Genomic DNA, 24743 nt, shown 5'->3' with positions numbered 1-24743 from the left:
GATGACCTGATGCGGATCAACCGTCATCCGGCGGTACTGGGCCCGGGTGGTCGCGGGGGGAATTTCGGTAACGACAATCCCCTGATCCCGTTGGAGATAGATGGTGAGGAACACAAGAAGTGGCGACGGCTGTTAGATCCGCTCTTCGCGCCCAAGCAGATGGCACGGTTGGAAGCCGCTGTTCGCAACCGTGCCGCGCAACTGGTCGACGGCTTTGCCGGCCCCAGACTAGCGCCGAACTGTATCAGGCCTACTGCGCGCCGCTGCCATGCTTTACGTTTCTGGAGCTCCTCGGCGCTCCGCTCGAAGACATTGAGTTCTTCACGGCATTCAAAAACGGCGTGTTGCATCCGCAAGGGGAGACCCGCGAGGAGATCCAGGCCAACCAGGCCGCTGCCGGGGCCATGCTGCTGGAGTACTTCACCAGGCTCGTGGCCCGACAACGTGCCGAAGGAGCTCAGGGCGAGGAAGTGCTCGCGGTGTTGTTGCGCTCACGGATCGACGGCCAACCGTTGACCGATGCGGAACTGTTCAACATCATCCATCTGCTGATATTCGCTGGCTTGGACACGGTCACCGCGTCCATGTCGTGCATCCTGGCCTGGCTGGGTCAACACCCGCACGAGCGCCGTCGCCTGGTCGAGGACACCGCACGGATCCCGGCTGCGATCGAGGAGCTGATGCGCTACGAATCGCCGGCGCCCAGCGGCATCCGCTACGCCACAGCCGACATCGACCTCGGCGACGGGCTGACAATCCGGGCGGGAGAAGCGATCCACGTCAGCTGGGCGGCTGCCAACGTAGATCCCACCGCCCATCCGGATCCCCTGCACGTGGACTTCGACCGCGCCCGGTTCCACCACCTCGCCTTCGGCAGCGGCATCCACCGCTGTCTCGGATCGCATCTGGCGCGACTCGAATTACGGTTCGCTCTAGAAGAATTCTTGGCTCGCATTCCCGACTACGCGGTGGACACGGCCGGGCTGGTCTACGACAACGTGTCGGTGCGCACCGTGCAGCATCTGCGCATCACCTTCAACGCCAACACCCCATCGCCAGTTGATCCATCTCAACGCCATGCCTTCATGGCTCCGCTGACGGGCAGCGGGACAGCGTCTTGGAAAGGAACGGCCATGAACACCGATGACATGATCTTGATCAGCGTCGATGACCACATCGTCGAGCCGCCCGATATGTTCGATAACCATCTGCCCGCGAAGTATCTGCGGGACGCGCCGCGGCTGGTGCGTAATCCAGACGGCTCCGACGTATGGAAGTTCCGTGACAGCGTGATCCCCAATCCGGCGCTCAACGCGGTAGCCGGGCGGCCGAAGGAGGAATACGGCCTGGAGCCGCAGGGTCTGGACGAGATTCGGCCCGGTTGCTATCAGGTGGACGAACGGGTCAAGGATATGAATGCCGGGGGCATCCTGGCCTCGATTTGTTTTCCCTCCTTCTCAGGATTTGCCGGCCGGCGGTTCGCGACCGACGATCCGGATTTTTCGTTGGCATTGATACAGGCCTATAACGACTGGCATATCGACCAATGGTGCGGGGCATATCCGGCACGGTTCATCCCCATGGCGTTGCCGGTCATCTGGGATGCGCAGGCGTGCGCGACAGAGGTGCGGCTGGTCTCGAAGAAGGGCGTGCACGCGCTGACGTTCACCGAGAATCCCGCGACGATGGGTTACCCCAGCTTTCACAACGACTACTGGAATCCACTATGGAAAGCGCTGTGCGACACCAACACCGTGATGAACATCCACTTCGGATCCTCCGGCAACCTGGTGACGACAGCACCCGACGCACCGATAGATGTGTTAATGACTCTAGGGCCGATGAACATTGTGCAGGCGGCCGCGGATCTGTTGTGGTCCAGACCGATCAAGGACTACCCGGACCTCAAGATCGGGTTGTCCGAGGGCGGCACGGGCTGGATCCCCTACTTTCTGGAGCGGGCGGACCGCGTGTTTGAAATGCATTCGACGTGGACCCACCAGGACTTCGGCGGCAAGGTCCCGTCCGAGGTGTTCCGGGAACATTTCCTGGCATGCTTCATCAGCGATCCGGTGGGTGTCAAGCTGCGCAACATGATCGGCATCGACAACATCGCCTGGGAAGCCGACTACCCACACAGCGATTCGATGTGGCCGGGTGCGCCCGAGGAGCTTGGGGAGGTTTTGACCGCAAACAGCGTGCCTGACCTCGAAGTGGACAAGATGACTCACCTCAACGCGATGCGCTGGTACTCGTTTGACCCGTTTAGCCGCATCCCTCGCGAGCAGGCAACGGTCGGCGCGTTGCGCAAAGCCGCAGCCGGCCATGATGCGGCCACGTAGCCAACACAAGAGCGGTGAGCGGACCAGCATACTGGTCGAACCGTGATGTCTTGGGCAGCAAACGAATCAGCCTGCGGGACGTAATCGCGCGGACTAACCAGCCTCGAGAGCCGCGCGTCATCGCGCATCGCCGAACTCGGCGAGATGCGGCAGCGACCTCGGCCAGTCCGTGCGCGCGCGGATATTCCGACTCAATGCCGTTGCAATCCAGTTGATCTCGACAAACACGGCGAGATCGGATTCGGCATCTTTAGGTTGGGCACGCGAGCAATTTGGCACCCGCGGGCAGCGCACCTTCGAGGCGGCGGGAGCGGAATTCGTTTGCGGTGACGGGGCTTTCGCGGGAGTCAGGTGGGGATCGCTTCGACTAGCTTTAATACCTTTTGCCCCAACAGGTTCAGTCAAATGACTCAATTTTGCGCAATGCAGTATCGCAGGCCTTAAAACGGCCGGGCCGCCGTGTTAGCGTCGAAACTTATGAGCCCATCGGTTGCCGAGTTATCACAAGAACTCGGGGAAGCCTTCCGCCTGTCAAGCATGGATGACCCCTACCCGATGCTCGCAGAACGCCGACGTGAGACACCGGTTATGAAGGGCGACATCATGGTTGCTCTTGGCGCGCCTTCATACATGGGTCAGCACGCCGGCGAAACGCACACGGTCTTTCGCCATGATGACGTGATGGCCATCCTGCGCAACCATGAGACCTTCTCCAGCAGCATCTGGGAAATCTCGCAAGGACCTTTGATCGGCCGATCGATCCTCGCGATGGACGGCGCGGAGCACCGCCAGTGGCGCGGCTATCTCCAGTCCGTTTTTGGCGGCAAGTTGTTGAGCTCCTGGGACGAGAGCATCTTCCGGCCACTTGCCGCAAAGTACGTCGCGGACCTGGCGTCCAAGCGGGGCGCCGACCTCATTGCGATGGCGCTCGAGTACCCGTTGCGCGCGATCTACGAAATCCTGGGCTTAGAGGACTTCAAAGAAAACTACGAAGAGTTCCATGCTGACGTCCTGACCATCCTGCTCGCGTTGTGGTCCACCCCGGATCCGGCACAAGCAGACCAATTTCTGCTCAGGTTTCAAAAGGCGACCGAGGCGTCGGCCCGCAGCTGGGACCGGCTGCTTCCGATTGTTCAGCGCAAACGGGCGGCCGGCGCTTCGAGAAACGACCTCATTAGTTCACTCATCCGAGCCGAGTATGAAGGCGGCGTTCTTGATGACGAGCAGATCACTTCGTTTCTACGTTCGCTGCTGCTAGCAACAACCGACACCACCACTCGACAGTTCTTGAACACGCTCACCCTCCTACTGCAACGGCCGGACGAACTGGACCGCATCCGGCGGGACCGCAGCCGCCTGCGGTTGGCGCTCGCCGAGGGTGAGCGCCTGGAACCGCCATCGCTCTTCATCCCTCGCATGATCACCCGCGATGTGGTCATTCGAGGCACGGAACTCACCACCGGAACACCGCTGCTGCTAGCCATCGGGTCAGCCAACCGGGATCCGGAAGCATATCCGCCCGATCCTGACGAGTTCCGAATCGACCGCACGGGACCACATCACGCGACCTTCGGTTTCGGCACCCATATCTGCTCCGGCATGAACACCACGCGCCGCGAGATTGCCGCATTGATCGACGCGATGCTCGACGGACTTCCCGGTCTGCGTGTTGACCCCGACGCGCCGGCGCCGCTGATTAGCGGCATCCACTTCCGTGGACCGTCCGCACTTCCAGTGGTTTGGGACTAGCCAGCCGGTTCACCACGATCCGGAGGGCCCGCACCCGGCCGGGTTTGCATCGATCACGGCCGCGGTTACGCCGGGGGGAACGGGAGTGAGGCATGACGGCAGAACTCGAAAACAAAGTCGCGATCATCACGGGCGCGTGCGGTGGCATCGGACTCGAGACGTCGCGAGTGCTGGCGTGCGCGGGCGCACGAGTCGTTTTGGCGGACCTGCCCGAGACGGACCTCGCCGGTGCGGCTGCCTCCGTCGGTCGGGGAGCCGTCCACCATGTCGTCGACCTCACCAACGAGGTATCGGTGCGGGCCCTGATCGACTTCGCGATCGACACATTCGGTCGGCTCGACATCGTGGACAACAACGCCGCGCATTCCGACCCCGCAGACATGCTGGTCTCCCAGATGACTGTCGATGTTTGGGACGACACCTTCACCGTCAACGCGCGCGGGACGATGCTCATGTGCAAGTACGCGATTCCCCGGCTCATCAGTGCCGGCGGCGGCGCGATCGTCAATATCTCTTCCGCAACCGCACACGCCGCCTACGACATGTCAACCGCGTACGCCTGCACAAAGGCCGCGATCGAAACGCTCACCCGGTACGTGGCAACGCAATACGGGCGTCACGGCGTGCGGTGCAACGCGATCGCCCCCGGCCTGGTCCGTACCCCGCGGCTCGAGGTCGGGCTGCCCCAGCCGATCGTCGATATTTTTGCCACTCACCACCTTGCCGGTCGCATCGGCGAACCACATGAAATCGCCGAGCTCGTCTGCTTCCTGGCCTCGGACCGAGCCGCCTTCATCACCGGACAGGTGATCGCGGCTGACAGTGGCCTGCTCGCGCATTTGCCCGGCCTGCCGCAAATCCGAGCGTCAGTCGCGGAACTTCAGAGTCAACCGTCGTAGCGGCGAAAAGTCGCTTGGCCCCAGCAGCGGGCCACCGCCGGGCCACTGTCGGCGGCTGGCAGTGGAGTGCCCGCCGGGCATAGTGACCACCGTCATATTCGATGCTGCCGTAACCACCCCAACCTGCGGCGATGACCCCACCGCGGCGACGGTGTCCGAGCACACCCGTTCCGAACGGAACTGACTGCGGCCCAGCTACGACTTGTAGTCTGACAGGGAGAAATGTGCTGATCTGAGGAGGGCCGTGGCGGCTCCGATTACGGGAGACCTCGATCTTGGCTCCGCGCGGCGTATCCAGCTCGATGTTTCGGGTATGTCATGCGCGGCGTGCGCGAGCCGCGTCGAAACGAAACTCAACAAAGTCCCCGGCGTACGCGCCTCGGTGAACTTCGCCACCCGGGTGGCCACCATCGACGCCGTCGACGTCGCCGCCGATGAGCTCTGCGAGCTGGTCGAGAAGGCGGGCTACCAGGCTGTTCCGCACGCCGAGTCGGCCGCCGACGACCGCGATCCAGATGCTGAGCACGCTCGCACACTGCTGCGCCGGCTACTGGTGGCGGCGGTCCTGTTCGTGCCGCTGGCCGATCTGTCGACCATGTTCGCCCTGGTGCCCAGCACCAGGTTCCCCGGCTGGGGATACCTCTTGACCGCCCTGGCCGCCCCGATCGTGACCTGGGCCGCCTGGCCCTTCCACTCGGTGGCGATCCGCAACGCCCGCCATCGCACCGCATCCATGGAAACGCTGATCTCGGTGGGCATCACGGCCGCTACCGTCTGGTCGCTATCCACAGTCTTCGTTGACCGGCAACCACGCCAGAGCCGGGGGATCTGGCAGACGATACTCAACAGCGACTCGATCTATCTCGAGGTCGCCGCCGGCGTGACGGTTTTCGTACTTGCCGGCCGCTACTTCGAAGCACGCGCCAAGTCCAAGGCCGGCGGCGCACTGCGCGCCCTGGCGGCGTTAGGCGCCAAGGACGTCACGGTTTTGCTGCCCGACGGCGCCGAGCTGGTGATACCGGCCGCCGAACTCAAAAAGCGGCAGCGATTTGTGACCCGTCCCGGGCAGACCATCGCCGCCGACGGCGTCGTGATCGACGGCACCGCGGCAATCGACATGAGCGCGATGACCGGTGAGTCCAAACCGGTGCGCGCCACTGCGGACGCGCCCGTCATCGGCGGCACCATCGTCCTGGACGGGCGTCTGGTCATCGAGGCCACCGCGGTGGGCGCCGACACCCAATTCGCGGCCATGGTTCGCCTCGTCGAGGAGGCACAAGCTCAGAAGGCGCGCGCACAGCGCCTGGCGGATCGGATCTCCGCGGTGTTCGTGCCGGTCGTCTTTGCGATCGCCGGACTCGCCGGCGTGGCCTGGCTGCTCAGTGGCGCCGGCGCCGACCGGGCTTTCTCGGTAACGCTGGGTGTGCTGGTGATTGCCTGCCCCTGCGCGCTCGGACTGGCCACCCCGACGGCAATGATGGTCGCCTCCGGACGCGGGGCGCAGTTGGGGATTTTCATCAAGGGCTATCAGGCGCTGGAAACCATTCACGGTATCGACGCCGTGGTATTCGACAAGACGGGCACGCTGACGGTGGGGAAGCTGACCGTCAACACGGTGACCACCACCGGCGGGCGGGTGCGCGAGGAAGTTCTGGCTCTTGCATCCGCGGTCGAGGCGGCTTCTGAGCACGCTGTCGCGACAGCGATCGTCGCGGCCTCACCACATCCGGCACCGGTCACCGACTTTGTCGCGGTGGCCGGCTGCGGCGTGTCGAGGATCGTCGACGGCCACCGCATCGAGGTCGGTAAGCCGTCCTGGATTACCCGCAACACAGCAGCCGACGAGGTACTGGACACCGCTCGTGCGCAAGGCGAATCTCGCGGCGAGACAATAGTCTTCGTATCGGTGGACGGTGAGGTCTGCGCCGCTGTAACGATTTCCGACACGGTCAAGGACTCCGCGGCCGACGCGATCGCCGCACTGCGCAGCCGGGGCTTGCGAACCATCTTGCTCACCGGCGACAATCAGGCCGTGGCCGATTCGGTGGCCACCCAGCTGGGCATCGATACCGCCATCGCCGATGTACTTCCGGACGGCAAAGTCAACGTGATTCGACAGCTCCGCGACCAAGGCCATACGGTCGCGATGGTCGGGGACGGGATCAATGACGGTCCCGCCCTGGTATCTGCCGACCTGGGATTGGCGATCGGTCGCGGCACCGACGTTGCGATCGGGGCGGCCGACATCATCCTGGTGCGCGACGATCTGCACATCGTTGGGCAGGCGCTCGATCTGGCGCGAGCCACAATGCGCACGATCCGAACGAACATGATCTGGGCGTTCGGCTACAACGTCGCCGCGATTCCGATCGCTGCCGCTGGCCTGCTCAACCCGCTCATCGCCGGCGCCGCGATGGCGTTCTCGTCGTTCTTCGTAGTGTCAAATAGCCTGCGGCTACGCAACTTTGGACCACCTACCGCGCGCATTGTCGCGTCCAATGGAGAAATAGATGACTGAACAGACATTCGCCGTTACCGGTCTGCGTTGCGAGGGATGCGTGGAGACCATCACCAACGCCTTGAGCGCGCTGCCGTCGGTCCGGACCGTCGAAGTAGAGCTGGACGCCGCCGGCGCGTCGGCGGTGCGAGTTTGCACCGACACCGAGCTCACCCGCGAACAGGTCCAGGCAACGCTGGCCGACAACGGCGATTTCGCCGTGGTCGGCTAGTGATCCGTCCCCGCCTTCACTCCCGCATCCGCGCCAATTCGCGCAGCATCGCGTTGTAGGCCTCCAGGTCGTCGTCCGCGTAGCTGCTGTCGGCATGGCGATCCTGGCGGGCAGCCACCTGACGGTCCTGGCGCGCCCACTGGGCCACCAACGCCACGATCACGATGATGATCGGTAGCTCGGTTGCGCCCCAGGCGATTCCACCACCAAGGTGTTGATCGGATTCGATGCTGGCCAGCCAGGGCAGATTGACCGAACGGTAGAACGTGTCGCCGATCGCCGAATTCATTGTCATCAGCGCGATGCCGAAGAACGCGTGAAACGGCATCACCGCAAAGAGCAGCCCGATACGTCCGGGATAGGGGAGCCGCCGGGGCCCCGGGTCGATACCGATGATGGCCCAGTAGAAGAGGTACCCGACGATCAGAAAGTGCACGGCCATGAACTCGTGGCCCCAGTGATACCGGACGAGGGTATCGAAAAGCGGCGTGAAATAGACGATGTACGGCGAGGCCACAAAGAGGATGAACGCGATGATCGGGTGTGAGAAGAAGGCCGTCACCCGCGAATGCAGCAGCCATGTCAGCCATTCGCGGGGCCCGGGCGGCTGTCCCTCACCGGCGGCGGGCAATGCCCGTAGCGCCAGCGTGACGGGCCCACCCAGCACCAGCAGCACGGGAATGAACATGTTCAGCGTCATGTGTTCGGCCATATGGACGCTGAACATCGCCGACCCGTAGGTCCGCACGCCCGAGCTACTCGTGATCACCAATACGGCACAACCGATCAGCCAGGACACCAGCCTGCTGACGGGCCAAGCATGGCCCCGCCTACGCAGCCGGACGAAGCCGGCCACATATCCGGCGGCCAGCACCACCCCGGCAACCCCGACCAAACTGTCGAACCGCCACAGGGTGATCAACCTGCCCACATCGGGCGGTTGCGGCAGTTCATATCCCAAAAAGACGTCCCACGCAGTGAATTGATGGGCAACGAACCGTGGTGCGGTCTGAACGGCCATCGCGCCGATCGCCGCCAGCACCGCCATCATCGCCAGTGCGGCCGCGGTGGCGCCGCGCGTCGATCGTGGCGGCCGGACGAAGAGCTGCCAGCAGTCGAACACCCACACCAGCACCAGCAAGAGCCCGGCCAGTAGACCGATTCGGGCGAACTCGGAACCGAAGTCCCAGCCGGGAACGAACAGGTAGAGCAGCACCGCACCGTAGGACACCGCAAGCGCACCGCAAACCACCTGCATCAGTTGGACGGCGCGGGTCGGCGTCGCCCCGGTCAGCGCCGTCGCGGCCTTCAGACCGGTCAACGTGGCAGCCGCCAACGCAAAGACGATCGCCGCGCTGGTCGCAAAGTCGTGGTCGGGCCCCTGTCCCGCATTGCCGGTCACGGCCGTCGCGATCACCGCAATCACGGTGGGGATGAGCAGCACGACATGAGCGACCCAACGGGTGTTGAGGCGCAACGCCACCGCGACCACCAGGGCACAAATGGTGACGACAATCCAGGCGCGCGCGATCTCCGAGGTTGCGATGGCGTCGCGCACCGCCCCGCTGGCCAGCAGCCTGATCGGCGACACTCCGGAGTCGTGGGCGCCCTGGACCACCACCATCGACGCAGCCAGAACCAGCCACGCAACTGAAACCCGTTCTGTTACAAGGTGAATTCGGAATGCACCCGCATCGATCAGGCCGTCGTGCTCGGGCCGCGACATCATGACGACATAGATCAAACCGCCAAGACAGACAGCGCCGGACAAAGACGCGAGAAAGTAGCCGGTCGGCTCGGCGGCACTCAGAAACCAACCGGGGTAGGGATTGCCCACCGTGGCATAGCGCCGCACGCCGGAAACCACCCCGTAGCTCGCCAGTACTGCCGAGATGGCGAGCAGGCCCAGCAGCAGCCAGACCGACGTCAGCGAGCCGGACCGGGACGGCGGCGCAGCAGAAGACGCAACCACACCAGGCCCGTCAGTATCCATCCCTCGAGCTTACGACTGGATGTCGTAGCACACAGGTTTGGCCGGGAACCTCGGATCGGCCGGTAGCGACCTATAGAGCATGGACCGCATATCCTGCGGTGGCCATCGCCGCCGAGCCCGAGAGCGACACCGTGACCGCCCCACACCCCGGCAAGTGAGTCCACATGATCAATGACCTGCTGATTCGTTGGTTGGCCACCGGACTGTTCGTGTTCAGCGGTGCCGACTATGCCCTTTCAGCCCTTTCAGCCCTTTCAGCCCTTTCAGCGCTTCCGGCGCTTCCGGCGCTTCCGGCGCTTCCGGCGCTTTCGACATTTTCAGCCCTTCCAGCCTCTTCAGCCTTCTCCGGAGCCCCGACGGTCACCCAACAGCGGGCGTGGACCTCGGTCGTCAGCAATGGGTTGCACTTGGTGATGGCGATTGCGATGGTCGTAATGCTCTGGCCCGTGGGAGCGGCGTTGCCGACGACCGGTCCCGCGGTGTTCTTTCTGCTGGCAGCCGGCTGGTTCGCCACGCTCACCGCGCTTCGGGCCAAGACCATCACCGCGCTCGTGGGATGCAGCTACCACGCATTGATGATGCTGGCCATGGCCTGGATGTACGTCGCGATGAGCGACCAGCTCCTGGCCTGCCCGGCCGCGCATCAAACGATGGCGCCCGGCACCTCGATGCCCGGTATGCACATGTCGGGGACCGACATGGCCGCCGGTGCCACCGCGCCGGGCTGGGTCAGCGCCGTCAATTGGTTTTGGTTGTTGGCGTTTGCCATCGCCGCGATCATTTGGGCGGTCATGTCGGTGCGTGCGCGGCCACGCGCCGGGACGGAGTCCTGGCGCAGCTGCCTGACCCACGCCGGACGGGCGATGATGGCGGCGGGAATGGCGATCGCTTTCGCCGCCATGGTGTTCGGCATCTAGGACCGCCCCGACGGCCGGCCAGCGAACGCCTCGAACTATCCAGCCCGCTCGCCCTCTCGGGCAGCCCGCAACAGATCGTCGCGGGCCCGTGCCACGCGAGAGCGGATGGTGCCGATGGGCGAACCACAAATCTGCGCCGCTTCGGCGTATGAGAGGCCCAAGGCCTGCGTAAAGATCAGTGCTTCGCGGCGCTTCTCGTCAAGCCCGTCGAGCAGGAGCCGAATCTCAACGATGTCCTCGAACCGGCTGCCGCGACGAGCTTGCCCAAGCGCTTCGCCGAGGTCGGCGACATACGCCGGGCGGGGCCGGCGCGTCTTGTAGCGGATCTGATCGACAACCACGCGACGGGCGATCGAAAACAGCCAAGTGCGAGCGTTAGACCGACCGGCGAAGCGCGGCAGGGCACCGATCGCCCGCAGAAACGTTTCTTGCGTCAGGTCATCGGCGCAGGCCGGATCGCTGAGATAGGCGACCAGCCGCCACACATCGCGCTGTGTGGCCTCGATGAATTCCGCAAGCGCGGCCCGATCACCACGTCCGGCGGCCATGGCCAGGACAGTGATTTGCTCATCAGCGCCGCCGGTGACCACGATCGTTGAGCGTAGGCCATAGATTCGCGCAACGGCCGGGGAACTCCTGGGCTAGCGACAACGACCTGTGTGGGGAGAAGCTTGCATCGGCAAGCCACAGATCAGCAGGAGGTCAAGCCCCACGATGTCAACGACGATCGTGACGACCGACAAGCACTTGGAGCGCGACCAACAGGTCCAGCGGTTCCAACTCGGGATTACCGGCATGTCCTGCTTCGCATGCGCCCGCAAGGTCCAGTCGACGCTCAACAAGGTGCCGGGGGTTCGGGCATCGGTGAACTTCGGTACCCGCACGGCGACCGTGGAGGCCGGCGAGGACATCGACGCCGCTGCGCTGTGCGAGGTGATCCAGCAGGCCGGTTACCAGGCCGAGGTGCAGCCGGACGACGGTCAGGGCGCGGGCGATCCCGATGCTGAGCATGCTCGCCACCTGCTGATCCGGCCAGCCGTCGCGGCCGTGCTGTTCGTGCCGCTGGCCGATCTCTCGGTGATGTTCGCGGTGGTGCCCAGCACTCGTTTCACCGGCTGGGAGTGGGTGCTCACAGCGCTGGCTCTGCCGGTCGTGACATGGGCGGCGTGGCCGTTTCACCGCATCGCGCTACGCAACGCGCGCCACCACGGCGCGTCCATGGAGACGCTGATCTCGGTGGGCATCACCGCCGCCACGATCTGGTCGCTGTACACCGTGTTCGGTAGCCACCAGCTCGCCGACCGCAAGGGCATCTGGCAGGCGCTGTTGGGCAGCGACGCCATCTATTTTGAGGTCGCCGCGGGCGTCACGGTGTTCGTGCTGGCCGGAAGGTATTTCGAGGCCCGCGCCAAGTCGAAGGCGGGCAGCGCGCTGCGGGCGTTGGCGGCGCTAAGCGCCAAGGAGGTTGCCGTCCTGCAGCCGGATGGGTCAGAGCTGGTGGTCCCCGCCGACGAACTCCAAGAGCAGGATCGCTTCGTGGTGCGCCCCGGACAGACCATCGCCGCCGACGGCCTCGTCCTGGACGGTTCGGCCGCGGTCGACATGAGCACGATGACCGGCGAGGCCAAACCCACCCGGGTGCGTCCCGGCGGCCAGGTCATCGGCGGCACCGTGGTGCTTGACGGCCGGTTGATCGTGGAGGCCGCGGCGGTGGGCGCCGACACCCGATTCGCCGGAATGGTCCGGCTGGTCGAGCAGGCGCAAGCGCAAAAGGCCGACGCACAGCGCCTGGCCGATCAGATCGCCTCGGTGTTCGTTCCGTGCGTGTTTGTCATCGCCGCACTGACCGCGGCCGGGTGGCTACTGGCCGGCGGTTCACCCGACCGCGCCTTTTCCGCCGCCATTGCCGTCCTGGTCATCGCCTGCCCGTGCGCCCTGGGCCTGGCGACGCCGACGGCGATGATGGTCGCCTCTGGCCGCGGTGCCCGACTCGGCATCTTCCTGAAGGGCTATCAATCCCTGGAAGCCACCCGATCCATCGACACCGTCGTCTTCGACAAGACCGGAACACTGACCTCGGGGCAGCTCAAAGTCAGTGCGGTGGTGGCCGCACCGGGCTGGGACGCAGACGAGGTGCTCGCCATCGCCGCCACGGTGGAGGCGGCGTCCGAGCACTCGGTGGCCCTGGCAATCGCCGCGGCGACCACCCAGCACGACACCGTCACCGAATTCCGCGCCATACCCGGGCGCGGCGTCAGCGGTACCGTGTCCGGGCGCTCGGTGCGGGTGGGTAAGCCGTCCTGGATCGGTTCCTCCTCGAGTGACACGGCCTTGCGCGCCGCTCGGCGCAACGCCGAGTCCCTGGGTGAGACGGCTGTATTCGTCGAGATCGACGGTGCACCGTGCGGGGTCATCGCGGTGGCCGACGCCGTCAAGGACTCGGCGGCCGATGCGGTAGCCGCGCTGCGCGAACGCGGGCTCCGGACCATGCTTTTGACCGGTGACAACCCGGCATCGGCGGCCGCCGTGGCCGACCGGGTCGGCATCGACGAGGTGATCGCCAACATTCTGCCCGAAGGCAAAGTCGACGTAATCGAACAACTGCGTGACCGCGGCCATGTCGTCGCCATGGTCGGTGACGGCATCAACGACGGTCCCGCACTGGCCAGCGCCGATCTGGGAATGGCCATGGGGCGTGGCACCGACGTTGCGATCGGCGCCGCTGACATCATCCTGGTTCGCGACAACCTCGACGTCGTGCCCCTGGCGCTCGGCCTTGCCGCCGCGACCATGCGCACCGTCAAACTCAACCTGGCCTGGGCATTCGGCTACAACATCGCGGCCATCCCCATCGCCGCGGCCGGTGTGCTCAACCCAGTTGTCGCCGGCGCCGCGATGGCGTTCTCATCGTTCTTTGTCGTCTCAAACAGCCTGCAGCTGCGCAACTTCGGTGCCGCCACCAGCCAGACGACAACGTCCACAACCGAACCCGGCGCCACCGAGTGATCCTGCGCCGCAGCGCCTGATCAGGCCGCCGATCCGTCGGTGGGCCACAGGTGGCCGTGGCGACGTCCGCGAGATGCGTTCTGCGGCAGAACGATATCGGGCTCGTCTGCCAACACGTCCGGCGCCGGCCGAGGAGCACCGCGGCTTCGCCACACCATGATTGCCAGGACGGTGCCCAACAGCACCGGCAGATGGGTCAGGACCCGCGAAGTCGTCACGGCACCGGACAGCGCATCCACAACCACATAGACGCTCAAAACCGCCACGAAGACCATCAGCACACCGGCGAGTCCCTCGGCGGCGCCCGGCCATATCGCCGCGACCACCATGGCCACACCCAGCGCGATCGTCCACGCCGTGGACTCGTTGAGCAGATGGTTGCCCGACCCGATCACATAGTGGTGGCCCAGGCCGAGGCTGAAGCCCAGTCCTTGCACGATTCCCACGGCGACCTGCGCGATCCCCACGCACAACAGTGCCCAGCGCTGCCAGCTCATTCGTTTGCGTTCCCGCGGCTGCGGCGTCGGCCGAATCCCGGCCAGATCAACCGCCCCGATGACCGGCCGGGATTCGATCAGGCGCTGCAGACGGCTAGCTTGGCCGGCCACCTGTTCGAACCAGAGACCACAGGCACCGCACTCATCCAGGTGCTCGTCGACTCTCGCCGAGGGCACCGGTTCTCGCTCGCCGTCGAGTCGGGCCGACAACGCTTCGCGCGCCACCTCGCAATCCATGACCTAATAGTCGCGTATTGCCGACGAATTGTTCCAGGGTGTTCGTTTCGCGGCGGCTCGGCGCGAACTTGCGCTGCCGAGTCAGCCGAATTCGACCAGCGTCACCGGGGCCCGCAACCGGCCCAACCCGGGCAGCCGGTACGCCACCGGAAGTGCCCAGCGCAAGAACCTTCCGCGGCCCGCCGGCGCCGGCAACTCACGGACCGCGCGAACACCGGGGATGGCGCGCAGTTCGTCATAGTGGTCGGCGGTGAACCAAAACGGCATCGGGGGCGCCGTGTAGTGCTCACTGAGCTTGAACCCGCGCCGGCGCGAATACACGCTCAACAGCCAAGGGATGCTGTCGAAAACCAGCTGGCCATGGGGAAATCGTTTGGCGCAGGCCGCGATCAGCTCGAACACCACATCACGGCGCAGGTACTGGAACAGCCCCTCGGCGGTGATCAGCACGCCGTTGGTGTCGTCCACCTGCTCCATCCACGAGTAGTCGAACGCGGACTGAGCGCAGTAGCGAAGTCGGTCGCAGGCGGGAAGCAGCTGCTCACGCAGCCGCACGATCGGCGCCAGGTCTACCGAAAGCCAGTTCAGCTCACCATTGTCGAGACGCCAGAAACTGGTCTGCAGCCCCTCCGCCAGTGCGACCACGGTGGCGCCGGGGCGGGTCCGCAGAAAATCCCGGGTGCTGTTGTCAAATGCCAAGGCACGCAGGGCGGTAGCTTGGTGAGTACGGCCGAAGTGGTGGTAGGGGTAGTCGATGTCATTGCGCAGGGCGATGGCCATCGGGTCGTCGATGATGGCATCGGGCCGGGCGGCCTCGGTCGCGCGCTGATGCAGGGTCAGCAACGCAGTTTCGGATATGCCGTCGAGATGACGGGCGTCAATGACTGGCATGGCTGCACAATATAGGGCACCAAGGTGCGGCAGCGCCCTCCCCGCAACGGGTGACGACGGGTGACGACGGCTGATTCCGAACCCGCTGCCGACCAGATGGATTCACCTGACCTCGCGAAATGACCGGCTTGCCCCGCCCAACCAGGGTGCGCCGCGCTCCTCCGGCAAGACCTGCCCAACCCGGATTCAGAACCACGGCCGCCACGGTGGGAACTTTTTGCTCACTCGCCCCGACTAACCCTGGTAAAGCCAACCAGCGTCAGCCCGCCCACGGCGCGCGCACCACGCTTACGCAGGAGAGGGTAAGCCCTGACCGCCCCGATATGGATGGCCATACCTCCCGAGGTGCACTCGGCCCTGTTGAGCGCGGGCCAAGGCCCGGGACCGCTGCTTGCTGCCGCCGCACAGTGGCAAGAGCTGAGCGCGCAATACAGCGCTGCCGTTGTCGAGTTGACCCAGCTACTGGCCGAGGTTCAAGCCACCAGTTGGCAGGGATACGCCGCCCACCAGTGGTTGGCCGCGCATGGCCCCTACCTGATCTGGCTGGAGCAGGCCGCGATCGATAGCTCGGTAACCGCCGCGCAGCACAGGATCGCGGCCGCCGGCTACAGCAGCGCCGTAGCCGCCATGCCCACGCTCGCAGAGCTGGCCGCTAACCACGCCATCCACGGCGTGCTGGTGGTGACCAACTTCTTCGGCATCAACGCCATCCCCATCGCGCTCAACGAGGCCGACTACGTCCGCATGTGGGTTCAAGCCGCCGAGACCATGACCACCTATCAGGCAGTCAGTGAGGTCGCGGCCGCGGCGGTACCACCCACGCCACCGGCGCCGTCCATCCTGCGGCCCGGCGGCGAGAGCCAGGCCGCCGCGTCGGGCATCGGGAGTTGGATCGGTCAGCTGTTGAGGGACATCCTGAGTTTCCTTGCCGATCCGTACAAGTATTTCCTGGAGTTTTTCCAGCGGATGGGCTTCAGCCCGGCGGTCGCGGTCATCCTCGCCATCATCGCTTTGCAGCTATACGACTTTCTTTGGTACCCGTACTACGCCTCGTACGGGTTGCTACTGCTTCCCTTCTTCACTCCCGCGCTCAGCGCGTTGAGCGCCTTGAGTGCGCTGGCCTACCTGGCGAACAGAACGCCGATAACGGCACCCGTTGCCGCTCCCGCGGAGCGCAGTGTGGCCGACCTGGCCGGCCCGCAACCGGTCGTTGGTCTGACGCCGGCGGCGTCGGCGTTCGCCCCGCCAAGCCCACAAGCCACCAGCCCCGCACCCAGCGCCCCCTCCCCCGCCCCCACCGGCAGCCCGCCCAGTTCACCCGCGATCAGCTACGCGGTGTTGGGCCCCGCACCCCCGGGGGTGAGCTCGGGCCCCGGGGCCACCAGCGGCGCGGCCGCCACCGCCACCGACACCACCCGCGCCGCCGCTCCAGCCGCGCTGAGCAGCAGCCGAGCCAGTCGCAGAAAGCGCAGCAAGAACAGGGTGGGGGTGCGCGGCTACCGCGACGAATTCCTGCAAGAACCGGCCACCATGGATTCGCCCATCGATGCTCCCGGCACCGCCGAGCCCGCCCCCAGCCCGAGCAGCCAGGGCGCCGGTCCGCTCGGCCTTACCGGCACCGCGGCGTCGCACGACGGTGCCGCCGCGGGAATGGTCCGGCTGTCGTCGCACGGCACCAGCACTGCTGTCCCGTTGCTGCCCGCCACCTGGACCAACGACTCCGAAGGAAGACCGGAAGGCGAATAGGGGGAACTTTTCATCACCGCATCCGACTCCTCCTGTAGCCGCACTCATCGCAGCGCCCAATCAGGAGGTACCACCGGATCGCCACCACCAGGGACGCCGAAGACCCGTTTGCGTGCGGCAGCCGACGCCGGCTTGGCGCAGTCCCAGAAATTTGTCCGAAGCAGCAGCGAAATGAACGAGGAGAAGACGGCCGATGACGCTCAACGTGAAAGGCGAGGGACTCGGTGCACAAATCACAGGGGTCGACCCAAAAAACCTGGACGACATAACCACTGACGAGATCCGTGACATCGTTTATGCGAACAAGCTGGTCATCCTGAAGGACGTCAACCCGTCGCCCGAGGAATTCCTAAAGCTCGGCAAGATCGTCGGACAGATCGTTCCTTACTACGAACCCATGTACCACCACGAGGATCACCCGGAGATCTTTGTCTCCTCCACCGAGGAGGGCCAAGGGGTTCCGAAGACCGGCGCGTTCTGGCACATCGACTACATGTTCATGCCGGAACCGTTCGCGTTTTCCATGGTGTTGCCGCTTGCGGTGCCCGGCCACGACCGCGGAACCTATTTCATCGACCTGGCCAAGGTTTGGCAGTCACTCCCGGCCGCCCAGCAGGCCCCGGCCCGCGGAACCCTCAGCACCCACGATCCCCGGCGGCACATCAAGATCCGCCCGAGCGACGTCTACCGGCCTATCGGAGAAGTCTGGGATGAAATCAGCCGCGCCACTCCCCCGATAAAGTGGCCGACAGTCATCAGGCACCCCAAGACCGGCGAAGAGATTCTCTACATCTGCGCGACGGGCACCACCAAGATCGAGGACAAGGACGGCAACCTGGTTGATCCGGCCGTGCTGGCCGAACTCTTGGCCGCGACCGGACAGCTCGATCCCGAATACAACTCGCCGTTCATCCACACCCAGCACTATGAAGTCGGCGACATCATCTTGTGGGACAACCGAGTTCTCATGCACCGGGCAAAGCACGGGACGGCCTCGGGCACCCTCACGACCTACCGCCTGACCATGCTGGATGGTCTCGAGACGCCGGGCTATCCGGCATGAGCACCACCGATTTGACCTCGCCCGCTCACGCCGCTGTCGAGTCCGCCGGCACCACTGCGATCGCCGTGGATCTGCTCGCCCGGGTTCTCGAGCCCTACTCCTACAAGGGGTGTCGCTACCTGCTCGACGCCCGGTACCACGCCGACGACGATTCGGTGCTGGCCTATGGGAATTTCACAATCAGCGAGTCCGCCTATATCCGCAGCACCGGTCACTTCAATGCGGTTGAACTGATTCTCTGCTTCAACCAACTCGCATACAGCGCCTTCGCCCCCGCCGTTGCCAACGAGGAGATTCCGCAACTGCGGGGCTGGTCGCTGGAGGACTACTTCCAGCATCAACTCGCCAGCATGTTCATCAGGAACTCGTCATCACGTTTCAACCGGCCCATCAACCCCGCGAAATTCTCCGCACGGCTGCAATGCCGGAATCTGCAGGTTGTCCAACGGACGTGGCGCTATCTCCTGGTACCGTGCGCCATCGAGTTTTGGGACGAGGATGGTGGAGCCGCCTCCGGCGAGGTCGAACTGGCGGCCCTGAACATCCCCTAGATCGCCGGAAGGAAAGCGCTTTAGAGCTATGTCCGACTTACCCGCTACCGTGCTGGAACGGATCATCGAGCAGGCTCAGCGGCGGCCCGAGGCGATCGCCTTACGCCGCTGCGATGGCACGAGTGCGCTGCCATATGGCGAGCTGGCCGCCGAAGTGGATCGCTACGCCGGCGCGCTCCGTGCGCAGTCGGCATCGCGAGGATCACGGGTACTGGTTATCTCGGACAATGGACCCGAGACCTACCTAGCGGTGCTGGCCTGCGCGAAGCTTGGTGCCATCGCCGTGATGGCCGACGGCAATCTTCCGCCGGCAACCATCGATCGGTTCTGTCAGATCACCGACCCCGTCGCGGTTCTGATCGCGCCCGGGAGCAAGGTCGGGTCCTCGTCGCTACCCGAAGGCCTCGCCGCGATACCCGCTATCCGGGTCGACATCGGCTCTGGCACCGGGGAGTTCGCCCATTCGCCGGATACGGATCGTCCGGCGACCGAGCCCGGGCTTGGCGCCGACGATCCGCTGGCGATGATCTTCACCAGCGGCACCACCGGCGAACCAAAGGCGGTGCTGCTGGCCAACCGCACCTTCTTCGCCGTACCGGACATCTTGCGCAACGAGGGGCTCAACTGGGTCACCTGGGTCGACGGCGAAACCACCTACTCCCCGCTGCCGGCAACCCACATCGGTGGGTTGTGGTGGATACTTACCTGTTTGATGCGTGGAGGGTTGTGCATCACCGGTGGTGAGAACACCCCTTCGCTGATGCAGATTCTGAACTCCAACGCCGTCAACACCACATGCCTGGTGCCGACCCTGCTTTCGAAACTGGTTTCGGAGTTGAAGTCCGCGGCTACAACGGTTCCATCGCTGCGGCTACTCGGGTACGGCGGTTCGCGGGCGATCGCCGCCGATGTGCGGTTCATCGAAGCCACCGGTGTTCGCACCGCACAGGTCTACGGGCTGAGCGAAACAGGCTGCACAGCTTTATGTTTGCCGACAGACGATGGCTCGATTGCCAAGATCGAGGCGGGCGCGGTGGGCCGCCCCTACCCCGGCGTGGAGGTCTATCTGGCGGCCGACGACGAAGCGGACGGCGCCGGCCCCAACGCCCCGGGCGCCGGCCCTTCCGCGTCATTCGGCACGCTGTGGATCAAGTCGCCGGCAAACATGTTGGGGTATTGGAGCAATCCTCAACGTACCCAAGAGGTCCTGATCGACGGCTGGGTGAACACCGACGATCTGTTGGAGCGCCACGAGGATGGTTTCTTCTACATCAAGGGGCGGTCCTCGGAGATGATCATCTCGGGCGGCGTGAACATCGCCCCCGACGAGGTCGATCGCATTGCGGAGGGCGTTCCGGGCGTCCGCGAGGCCGCTTGCTTCGAGATCCCCGATCCGGAATTCGGGGCGCTGGTGGGCCTGGCCGTGGTAGCTGCCACCGACGTGGACGCGTCAGCGGCCCGCAAACTCAAGCACACGATTGCGGCTCACTATCGCCGCGAGTCCGAATCGGTGGCGCGGCCGTCGACAATCGTGATCGTCAGCGAGATTCCGCGAACACAGTCGGGCAAGGTGATGCGCACGTCGCTGGCGGCGGCGGCGAATCAGGTCCAAACCGGTGGCTGACCCGGTGCGCGAACGGATCCTGCTCGCCGTCTGTGACGTGCTCTACATCGACGAAACGGATCTGATCGACGGCGACGCTACCGATCTCAGGGATCTGGGACTCGACTCCGTCAGGTTCGTGCTGCTGATGAAGCGGCTGGGCGTGGACCGAGAGTCCGAACTGCCATCCCGATTGGCCGAGAACCTCTCGATCGAGGGCTGGGTTTCGGAGCTGTCGCAGTCCGAACTGGAAAGTCCTACGTGACCGCGCCCGAAGTAGGCTGCGCGGAGGCCATTCCGCTAAGCAAATCGCAGCAGAACCTGTACAACGGGGTGCTCCAGGACAACGACCCCGCGCTGTATCTGATCGGCAAGCGCTATCGGTTTCACCCGCTGGCGCTGTCGAATTTTCTTGTCGCGCTGGAAGCATCGGTGCTCAACAACCCCGTTCAGCTGTGCGTTCTGCAGATGGCCGCGACGGGCGCGGACTACCCACAGCTGGTGCCGCGGCTGCAATTCAGCGACCTTGTGCTCGTACGCTCGGCCGCCCAGGGCCAACCGGACGGGCCGGGCGCCGATCTGGAGCACACCTGGTCTTCGGGCATCCTGGACAGGCCGCTCGTGCGCTATACCGTCTCGACCGACGAGGGCGGCAATGTTTGCGGTCTCGACGTTCACACCCACCACATCCTGCTTGACGGCGGGGCGACCGGGATCATTGAGGCCGATCTGGCGCACTTTCTGGCGGCCAGCCTCGAACCCGCCGGGGTAGGCGAAATGCCCACCCTCAGCCAAGGATTGGCCAAGCTGGCGGCCGCGCATCTTCGTGAAACGGCCAAGGTGGCCGAAGCACTACGGCGACAAGCCGACGCCGTGCAGCGCGAGCTCACCGCCGAGGCCGGCCAGGGTGGGGGTGCGCAAGGCGCCAGCGGTACCTCCGGGGCCGCGGCCAAGGGCGTCCTGCAAGAGTCGATCGCCCTCTGCGGCCCAGCCTATGACGCCCTGCGTGCCCTCTCGGAGGCTCAACAAGTACCGCTCAACGTTCTGGTGGCGGCGGCCGCGGTCGCGGTGCAGGCGGGGCTTTGGCAGAGCACCGAGAGCCTGCTGGTGCACGCCGTGGACAACCGGTTCGGCGACCCCGAACTCAATGTCGCCACGTGCCTGGTCAACTCGGTTGCGCACGCCCTCCGATTTCGGCCTTTCGCGTCGGTGCGGGAGGTGGTCCGCGACCTTGACCGCGGCTACGTCAAGGCGGTGCGACGCCGATGGATTCGTGAAGAGCATTACCGCCGAATGTATCTGGCAATCAACCGGACCTCTCATGTGCAGGCCCTGACGCTGAATTTCATCCGCGAATCATGTGCGCCCGGCCTTCGCCCGTTCCTGTCGGAAGCACCCGTTGCGACCGAGATCGGCCCGATCGAGGGCACCACCGTGGCATGCGTGCTCGACGAACAACGGCACACCCTCAACCTGGCGATCTGGGACCGAGCCGATCTGCCCGAGCGCAACACCGGCGCCGGGGTCGCCGCTCGTATCGGCGCGGCGTTGGAATCGATGGCGGCGCTGTGGGATCAGCCGATCGCCATGACCGCCAACGAGTGGTTCGAGATGGGCGCCGACGGCCTCCCCTGCCGCACCGAGACCGCGGGGCGACCGCGGCCACCGTCGGCACCTGCGTGGTTTGTCGATGCGGCACCGGGCCTGCGCCAGTTTCTGGACCGGCGTCGCCAGGTCTACCCGTGGGTCGGCTGGCTGGTGTGCCATGGGGTGGCGCCCGGTGATGTGCTGGTGTGCGCCGACGACAACACCGATAAGACCGTTGATCTGTTGTTGGCCTGTCACCTCGCGGGGTGCGGCTACAGCATGTGCGAGTCGGTCGACGATCTTTCGTTACGAGCCAAGACAATTGGTGAGCACTGTGAAGGGATTTCGGCGCACCCGGTCGACGTGGCCGCGGTCCGGCTCGGGGCGGTCCCGGATCACGCCCTGCAGGAGCGCATTGACCAGCGCCTTGACCAGGTGGCACGAGATCCCCTGCTGGCCACCAAGGCGGCGTACATCATGCCCACGTCGGGGACGACCGGGCAGCCCAAGCTGGTGCGGATATCGCATGGGTCACTCGCTGCCTTCTGTGCCGCAATCGGCCCCAGCTACGGCTGGAACAGCCAAGACACCATCCTGCAATGCGCGCCCTTGACGGCGGACATCAGCGTTGAGGAAATCTTTGGCGCCGCTGTTTGCGGGGCGGAGTTGGTCCGATCCGCGGCCATGAAGACCGGCGACTTGGGCGGTCTGGCGCGCGATATCCACGCCTTGGGGCCGACGGTCGTCGACCTGCCGACCGCGGTGTGGCACCTGCTGTGCGAGGACGGCGACGCCGTCGACGTCATCGGCCGTTCGCGGCTGCGCCAGATCGTCATCGGGGGCGAATCCATCCGCACCAGCACCGTCGACAAGTGGGTCAACTCCCCCGCCTTGGCACCGATCTCACTTGTCTCCAGCTACGGTCCGACCGAAGCAACGGTGGTCGCCACACACCTTCCCATCGTCTACGACGGCATCGCGGCCGCCGCACACACTCGGCTCAGGGTGGGCCTGCCGATGGTGCCCAATACCGTGTTCATCGCCTTCGGCGAGGTGGTCATCGCCGGGCCCTTGGTCAGCGACGGATATCTCGGGATCGATGACAGCAGCTTCGGTGCCGTGGCCCCCGGCGACGGATCGCAACTGCGCGCGTTTGCCACCGCTGACCGGGTGACCATCGACGAAGAAGGCTTTCCCGTCTTCGCCGGACGCAAAGACACCATCGTCAAAGTCGCCGGCAAGCGGGTCGACACCGCCGCGGTCGCCAGGCGCATCAGCGCTGACCCTACGGTCTGCGATGTCGCCGTCGAGCCTCATGACGGCCGTCTGGGGGTGTGGTTCGAAACCGAGCGGACCCGCGAAGCCGCCGAGGACGGTGCGACCGCGGGACGGATCGGGCTCGCCCTGGCAAGCCTGGGAGTGCCCGCGTTCTTTGTTGTCGCCGTGCCGAGTATCCCTCGCAAGCCAAATGGGAAGGTCGATGGCGCAAGGCTGCACACACTGCCGCAACTCGCCGACGCGGTACCAAGGGACGCCGAGGCCGGCGAGAGCGCGGCCGGCCTCGCGCGCGTGTGGAGTTGCCACCTCGGAAGGCCCCTCGCTGCGGACTCATCGCTACTCGGTGCGGGAATCGGCTCATTGGATCTCATCAGGATCCTGCCCGACACTCGCAGGTATCTCGGTCGGCACCTCTCGGTGCTGGAGCTGATCAGTGCCGATACCGCCGCGAACCTGGTTTGCGACCTGGGCTCAAACCCGGCCGCGCCCGCGACCGATGGTTGGCTCGACGCTGAAACGGCCGCCGCGATCGAGCGTGACCTGGTGTCGTTGGGGAGCCAGTGCACCCCGCAGCCGTTGGGTGCCGAGCCGCCGCCGCACGACCGGGCCGCGGCACCAATCGTCGTGCTCGGGGCATCCGGAATTGTCGGCACCGGATTTGCCCGCGCCGTCTTGCAGCGCAAGCAGGCCGGACTAGCCTGTCCGGAAATAGTTTTGGCCAGTAGGTCAAAGCCCCCGAGCATGGCCCGTGGTCGGCCCTGCGGGATCTCGAAGGGATCCGGATCGAACAACTCGGCGCAGCGTTGGACGCGGCGGACCTCGATGCCCTGATACGCGACACCGGCGCACGGTCCCTGATCAACTGCATCGGCAACACCAACGTGCTGGTGCCCTACCGCGGCCTCCGGGCCGCCAACGTTGAGCTGGTTTCCACGGTTGCGCAGGTGTGCGCACAACGGGATGTGCGGTTGGTGCACCTGTCGACGTTCGTCATCAGTGCTGATGTCACCGCGCCGCGAGTCACCGACCCCCGCATGTCGCCCTATCCATACGCGGCGTCAAAATCACTCGCGGAGTTGATCGTTGCCGCATCATCGCCGGCTCTGGATTTCACCATCGTGCGCCTGCCCCGGGTGCTCGGCGAGGACTACCAGTTGCGCGAGTCCGCCGACATCCTGGTTTCGGTGGTCGATGCCTGTATGGCATTGCGTGCCTTCCCGACCCTGACTTTGACCGAAGAGGTCACTACTGGCCGAGCCGCCGCGCAGGCGATTTTGGGGCTGTTGCCGCAATTCTCGGGCGCCGCCGGGCTGGGTCACGGAATCACCGTCGTGCGCGGCGCGGCGGTGCAATACCGGGAACTTCTCAGCGGCTATGCACTCGATGAAATCGACGCCGCCGAGTGGAAGCACCGGCTGGACCAAAGCGACTGGGCGAGAAGAAATCCGCAACGGTGGTTGGTGGTCGACGCGTGGGTCAGCCTCGGCATGAGGTTGGGTGCGCGCTCCTACTCGCAATACCTGGCCGGTTACCCGAGCATCCCCCTGCAAGTCGGAACCGTCGCCGAGATCGCCGCACCGCCAACGGCGCTGCGGGCCTTGCTGGAGCAAGGGTGCGCACAGCCGCCAAGACCCGCACTGGCCTAGCCCTCCACC

General features: G+C 65.2%; 16 protein-coding genes and 3 pseudogenes. 14 read left to right on the top strand and 5 right to left on the bottom strand.

Annotated elements, in window-relative coordinates:
- Window positions 1-404 precede the first annotated feature (404 nt).
- Window positions 405-890 (top strand): annotated as a pseudogene (locus tag CKW46_RS03620) (cytochrome P450); the annotation flags it as partial.
- A 243-nt stretch (window positions 891-1133) separates the two neighbouring features.
- Window positions 1134-2388, top strand: a pseudogene (locus tag CKW46_RS03615) (amidohydrolase family protein).
- A 71-nt stretch (window positions 2389-2459) separates the two neighbouring features.
- On the opposite strand, the gene CKW46_RS03610 reads toward CKW46_RS03615, so the two are convergent.
- Complete coding sequence (locus CKW46_RS03610) at window positions 2460-2747, bottom strand: hypothetical protein (protein ID WP_142925528.1); 288 nt, start codon at window positions 2745-2747, stop codon at window positions 2460-2462.
- Window positions 2748-2930: 183 nt separating this feature from the next.
- Between CKW46_RS03610 and CKW46_RS03605 the strand changes: the two genes are divergently transcribed.
- From CKW46_RS03605 to CKW46_RS03590, 4 genes are all read left to right on the top strand, one after another.
- Complete coding sequence (locus CKW46_RS03605) at window positions 2931-4091, top strand: cytochrome P450 (RefSeq protein WP_482052831.1); 1161 nt, start codon at window positions 2931-2933, stop codon at window positions 4089-4091.
- A gap of 92 nt (window positions 4092-4183) precedes the next feature.
- Window positions 4184-4990 (top strand): SDR family NAD(P)-dependent oxidoreductase, encoded by an 807-nt coding sequence (locus tag CKW46_RS03600; RefSeq protein ID WP_482052830.1) that lies wholly within the window; start codon window positions 4184-4186, stop codon window positions 4988-4990.
- A gap of 244 nt (window positions 4991-5234) precedes the next feature.
- Complete coding sequence (locus CKW46_RS03595; RefSeq protein ID WP_482052829.1) at window positions 5235-7508, top strand: heavy metal translocating P-type ATPase; 2274 nt, start codon at window positions 5235-5237, stop codon at window positions 7506-7508.
- Window positions 7501-7719 (top strand): heavy-metal-associated domain-containing protein, encoded by a 219-nt coding sequence (locus tag CKW46_RS03590; RefSeq protein WP_012392261.1) that lies wholly within the window; start codon window positions 7501-7503, stop codon window positions 7717-7719. Before CKW46_RS03595 ends, CKW46_RS03590 begins: the two co-directional genes overlap by 8 nt.
- A gap of 16 nt (window positions 7720-7735) precedes the next feature.
- Here the strand turns inward: CKW46_RS03590 and CKW46_RS03585 are convergent, their stop codons facing one another.
- Window positions 7736-9712 carry a cytochrome c oxidase assembly protein gene (locus CKW46_RS03585; protein WP_117437891.1) on the bottom strand — a complete coding sequence of 659 codons (1977 nt, stop codon included), beginning with the start codon at window positions 9710-9712 and terminating at the stop codon, window positions 7736-7738.
- 434 nt (window positions 9713-10146) lie between these two features.
- Between CKW46_RS03585 and CKW46_RS03580 the strand changes: the two genes are divergently transcribed.
- Window positions 10147-10629, top strand: a complete 483-nt coding sequence (locus tag CKW46_RS03580) for a DUF5134 domain-containing protein (RefSeq protein WP_231991674.1) — start codon at window positions 10147-10149, stop codon at window positions 10627-10629.
- Window positions 10630-10664: 35 nt separating this feature from the next.
- On the opposite strand, the gene sigC is transcribed toward CKW46_RS03580, so the two are convergent.
- Window positions 10665-11219 carry an RNA polymerase sigma factor SigC gene (sigC, locus tag CKW46_RS03575; protein WP_482052827.1) on the bottom strand — a complete coding sequence of 185 codons (555 nt, stop codon included), beginning with the start codon at window positions 11217-11219 and terminating at the stop codon, window positions 10665-10667.
- A gap of 124 nt (window positions 11220-11343) precedes the next feature.
- Here sigC and CKW46_RS03570 point away from each other — a divergent pair, with 124 nt between their 5' ends.
- Window positions 11344-13635, top strand: a complete 2292-nt coding sequence (locus CKW46_RS03570; protein WP_482052826.1) for a heavy metal translocating P-type ATPase — start codon at window positions 11344-11346, stop codon at window positions 13633-13635.
- A 20-nt stretch (window positions 13636-13655) separates the two neighbouring features.
- On the opposite strand, the gene CKW46_RS03565 is transcribed toward CKW46_RS03570, so the two are convergent.
- Together CKW46_RS03565 and CKW46_RS03560 are read right to left on the bottom strand one after the other, a co-directional pair.
- Complete coding sequence (locus CKW46_RS03565) at window positions 13656-14369, bottom strand: zf-HC2 domain-containing protein (RefSeq protein ID WP_036426171.1); 714 nt, start codon at window positions 14367-14369, stop codon at window positions 13656-13658.
- A gap of 81 nt (window positions 14370-14450) precedes the next feature.
- Entirely contained in the window at window positions 14451-15260 is an 810-nt protein-coding gene (locus CKW46_RS03560) for a class I SAM-dependent methyltransferase (protein ID WP_015354066.1), read from the bottom strand.
- Between the two features lie 327 nt (window positions 15261-15587).
- Here CKW46_RS03560 and CKW46_RS03555 point away from each other — a divergent pair, with 327 nt between their 5' ends.
- The 6 genes and pseudogenes from CKW46_RS03555 to CKW46_RS03530 all read left to right on the top strand — a co-directional run bounded on the left by CKW46_RS03555 (window position 15588) and on the right by CKW46_RS03530 (window position 24734).
- Window positions 15588-17006 carry a PPE family protein gene (locus CKW46_RS03555; RefSeq protein ID WP_020785663.1) on the top strand — a complete coding sequence of 473 codons (1419 nt, stop codon included), beginning with the start codon at window positions 15588-15590 and terminating at the stop codon, window positions 17004-17006.
- Window positions 17007-17199: 193 nt separating this feature from the next.
- Window positions 17200-18069 carry a (3R)-3-[(carboxymethyl)amino]fatty acid oxygenase/decarboxylase gene (gene scoE, locus CKW46_RS03550; RefSeq protein WP_012392254.1) on the top strand — a complete coding sequence of 290 codons (870 nt, stop codon included), beginning with the start codon at window positions 17200-17202 and terminating at the stop codon, window positions 18067-18069.
- Window positions 18066-18620 carry an FcoT family thioesterase gene (locus tag CKW46_RS03545; protein WP_015354063.1) on the top strand — a complete coding sequence of 185 codons (555 nt, stop codon included), beginning with the start codon at window positions 18066-18068 and terminating at the stop codon, window positions 18618-18620. The genes scoE and CKW46_RS03545 overlap by 4 nt, the downstream gene beginning before the upstream one ends.
- A gap of 28 nt (window positions 18621-18648) precedes the next feature.
- Window positions 18649-20244 (top strand): fatty acid--CoA ligase FadD10, encoded by a 1596-nt coding sequence (fadD10, locus tag CKW46_RS03540; RefSeq protein ID WP_482052825.1) that lies wholly within the window; start codon window positions 18649-18651, stop codon window positions 20242-20244.
- 4 nt (window positions 20245-20248) lie between these two features.
- Window positions 20249-20488, top strand: coding sequence for an acyl carrier protein MmaB (gene mmaB, locus CKW46_RS03535; RefSeq protein ID WP_041299872.1), 240 nt, complete (start codon window positions 20249-20251; stop codon window positions 20486-20488).
- Window positions 20485-24734, top strand: a pseudogene (locus tag CKW46_RS03530) (AMP-binding protein). Before mmaB ends, CKW46_RS03530 begins: the two are co-directional and overlap by 4 nt.
- The last annotated feature ends 9 nt before the right edge of the window (window positions 24735-24743 follow it).

The sequence above is a fragment of the Mycobacterium liflandii genome (assembly GCF_022354805.1).
Taxonomy (GTDB): Bacteria; Actinomycetota; Actinomycetes; order Mycobacteriales; family Mycobacteriaceae; genus Mycobacterium; species Mycobacterium marinum.
The sequence above is the reverse complement of the archived record's forward strand: the minus strand, read 5'-3'. Positions and strand labels throughout refer to the sequence as shown.

Excerpts from the sequence above, each read along its gene's own strand:
- CKW46_RS03605 (WP_482052831.1), top strand. The coding sequence starts at position 2,931 with ATGAAGGGCGACATCATGGTTGCTCTTGGCGCGCCTTCATACATGGGT.
- CKW46_RS03600 (WP_482052830.1), top strand. The coding sequence starts at position 4,184 with ATGACGGCAGAACTCGAAAACAAAGTCGCGATCATCACGGGCGCGTGC.
- CKW46_RS03590 (WP_012392261.1), top strand. The coding sequence starts at position 7,501 with ATGACTGAACAGACATTCGCCGTTACCGGTCTGCGTTGCGAGGGATGC.
- CKW46_RS03585 (WP_117437891.1), bottom strand. The coding sequence starts at position 9,712 with ATGGATACTGACGGGCCTGGTGTGGTTGCGTCTTCTGCTGCGCCGCCG.
- CKW46_RS03580 (WP_231991674.1), top strand. The coding sequence starts at position 10,147 with ATGCTCTGGCCCGTGGGAGCGGCGTTGCCGACGACCGGTCCCGCGGTG.
- CKW46_RS03570 (WP_482052826.1), top strand. The coding sequence starts at position 11,344 with ATGTCAACGACGATCGTGACGACCGACAAGCACTTGGAGCGCGACCAA.
- CKW46_RS03565 (WP_036426171.1), bottom strand. The coding sequence starts at position 14,369 with ATGGATTGCGAGGTGGCGCGCGAAGCGTTGTCGGCCCGACTCGACGGC.
- CKW46_RS03560 (WP_015354066.1), bottom strand. The coding sequence starts at position 15,260 with ATGCCAGTCATTGACGCCCGTCATCTCGACGGCATATCCGAAACTGCG.
- CKW46_RS03555 (WP_020785663.1), top strand. The coding sequence starts at position 15,588 with ATGGCCATACCTCCCGAGGTGCACTCGGCCCTGTTGAGCGCGGGCCAA.
- scoE (WP_012392254.1), top strand. The coding sequence starts at position 17,200 with ATGACGCTCAACGTGAAAGGCGAGGGACTCGGTGCACAAATCACAGGG.
- CKW46_RS03545 (WP_015354063.1), top strand. The coding sequence starts at position 18,066 with ATGAGCACCACCGATTTGACCTCGCCCGCTCACGCCGCTGTCGAGTCC.
- fadD10 (WP_482052825.1), top strand. The coding sequence starts at position 18,649 with ATGTCCGACTTACCCGCTACCGTGCTGGAACGGATCATCGAGCAGGCT.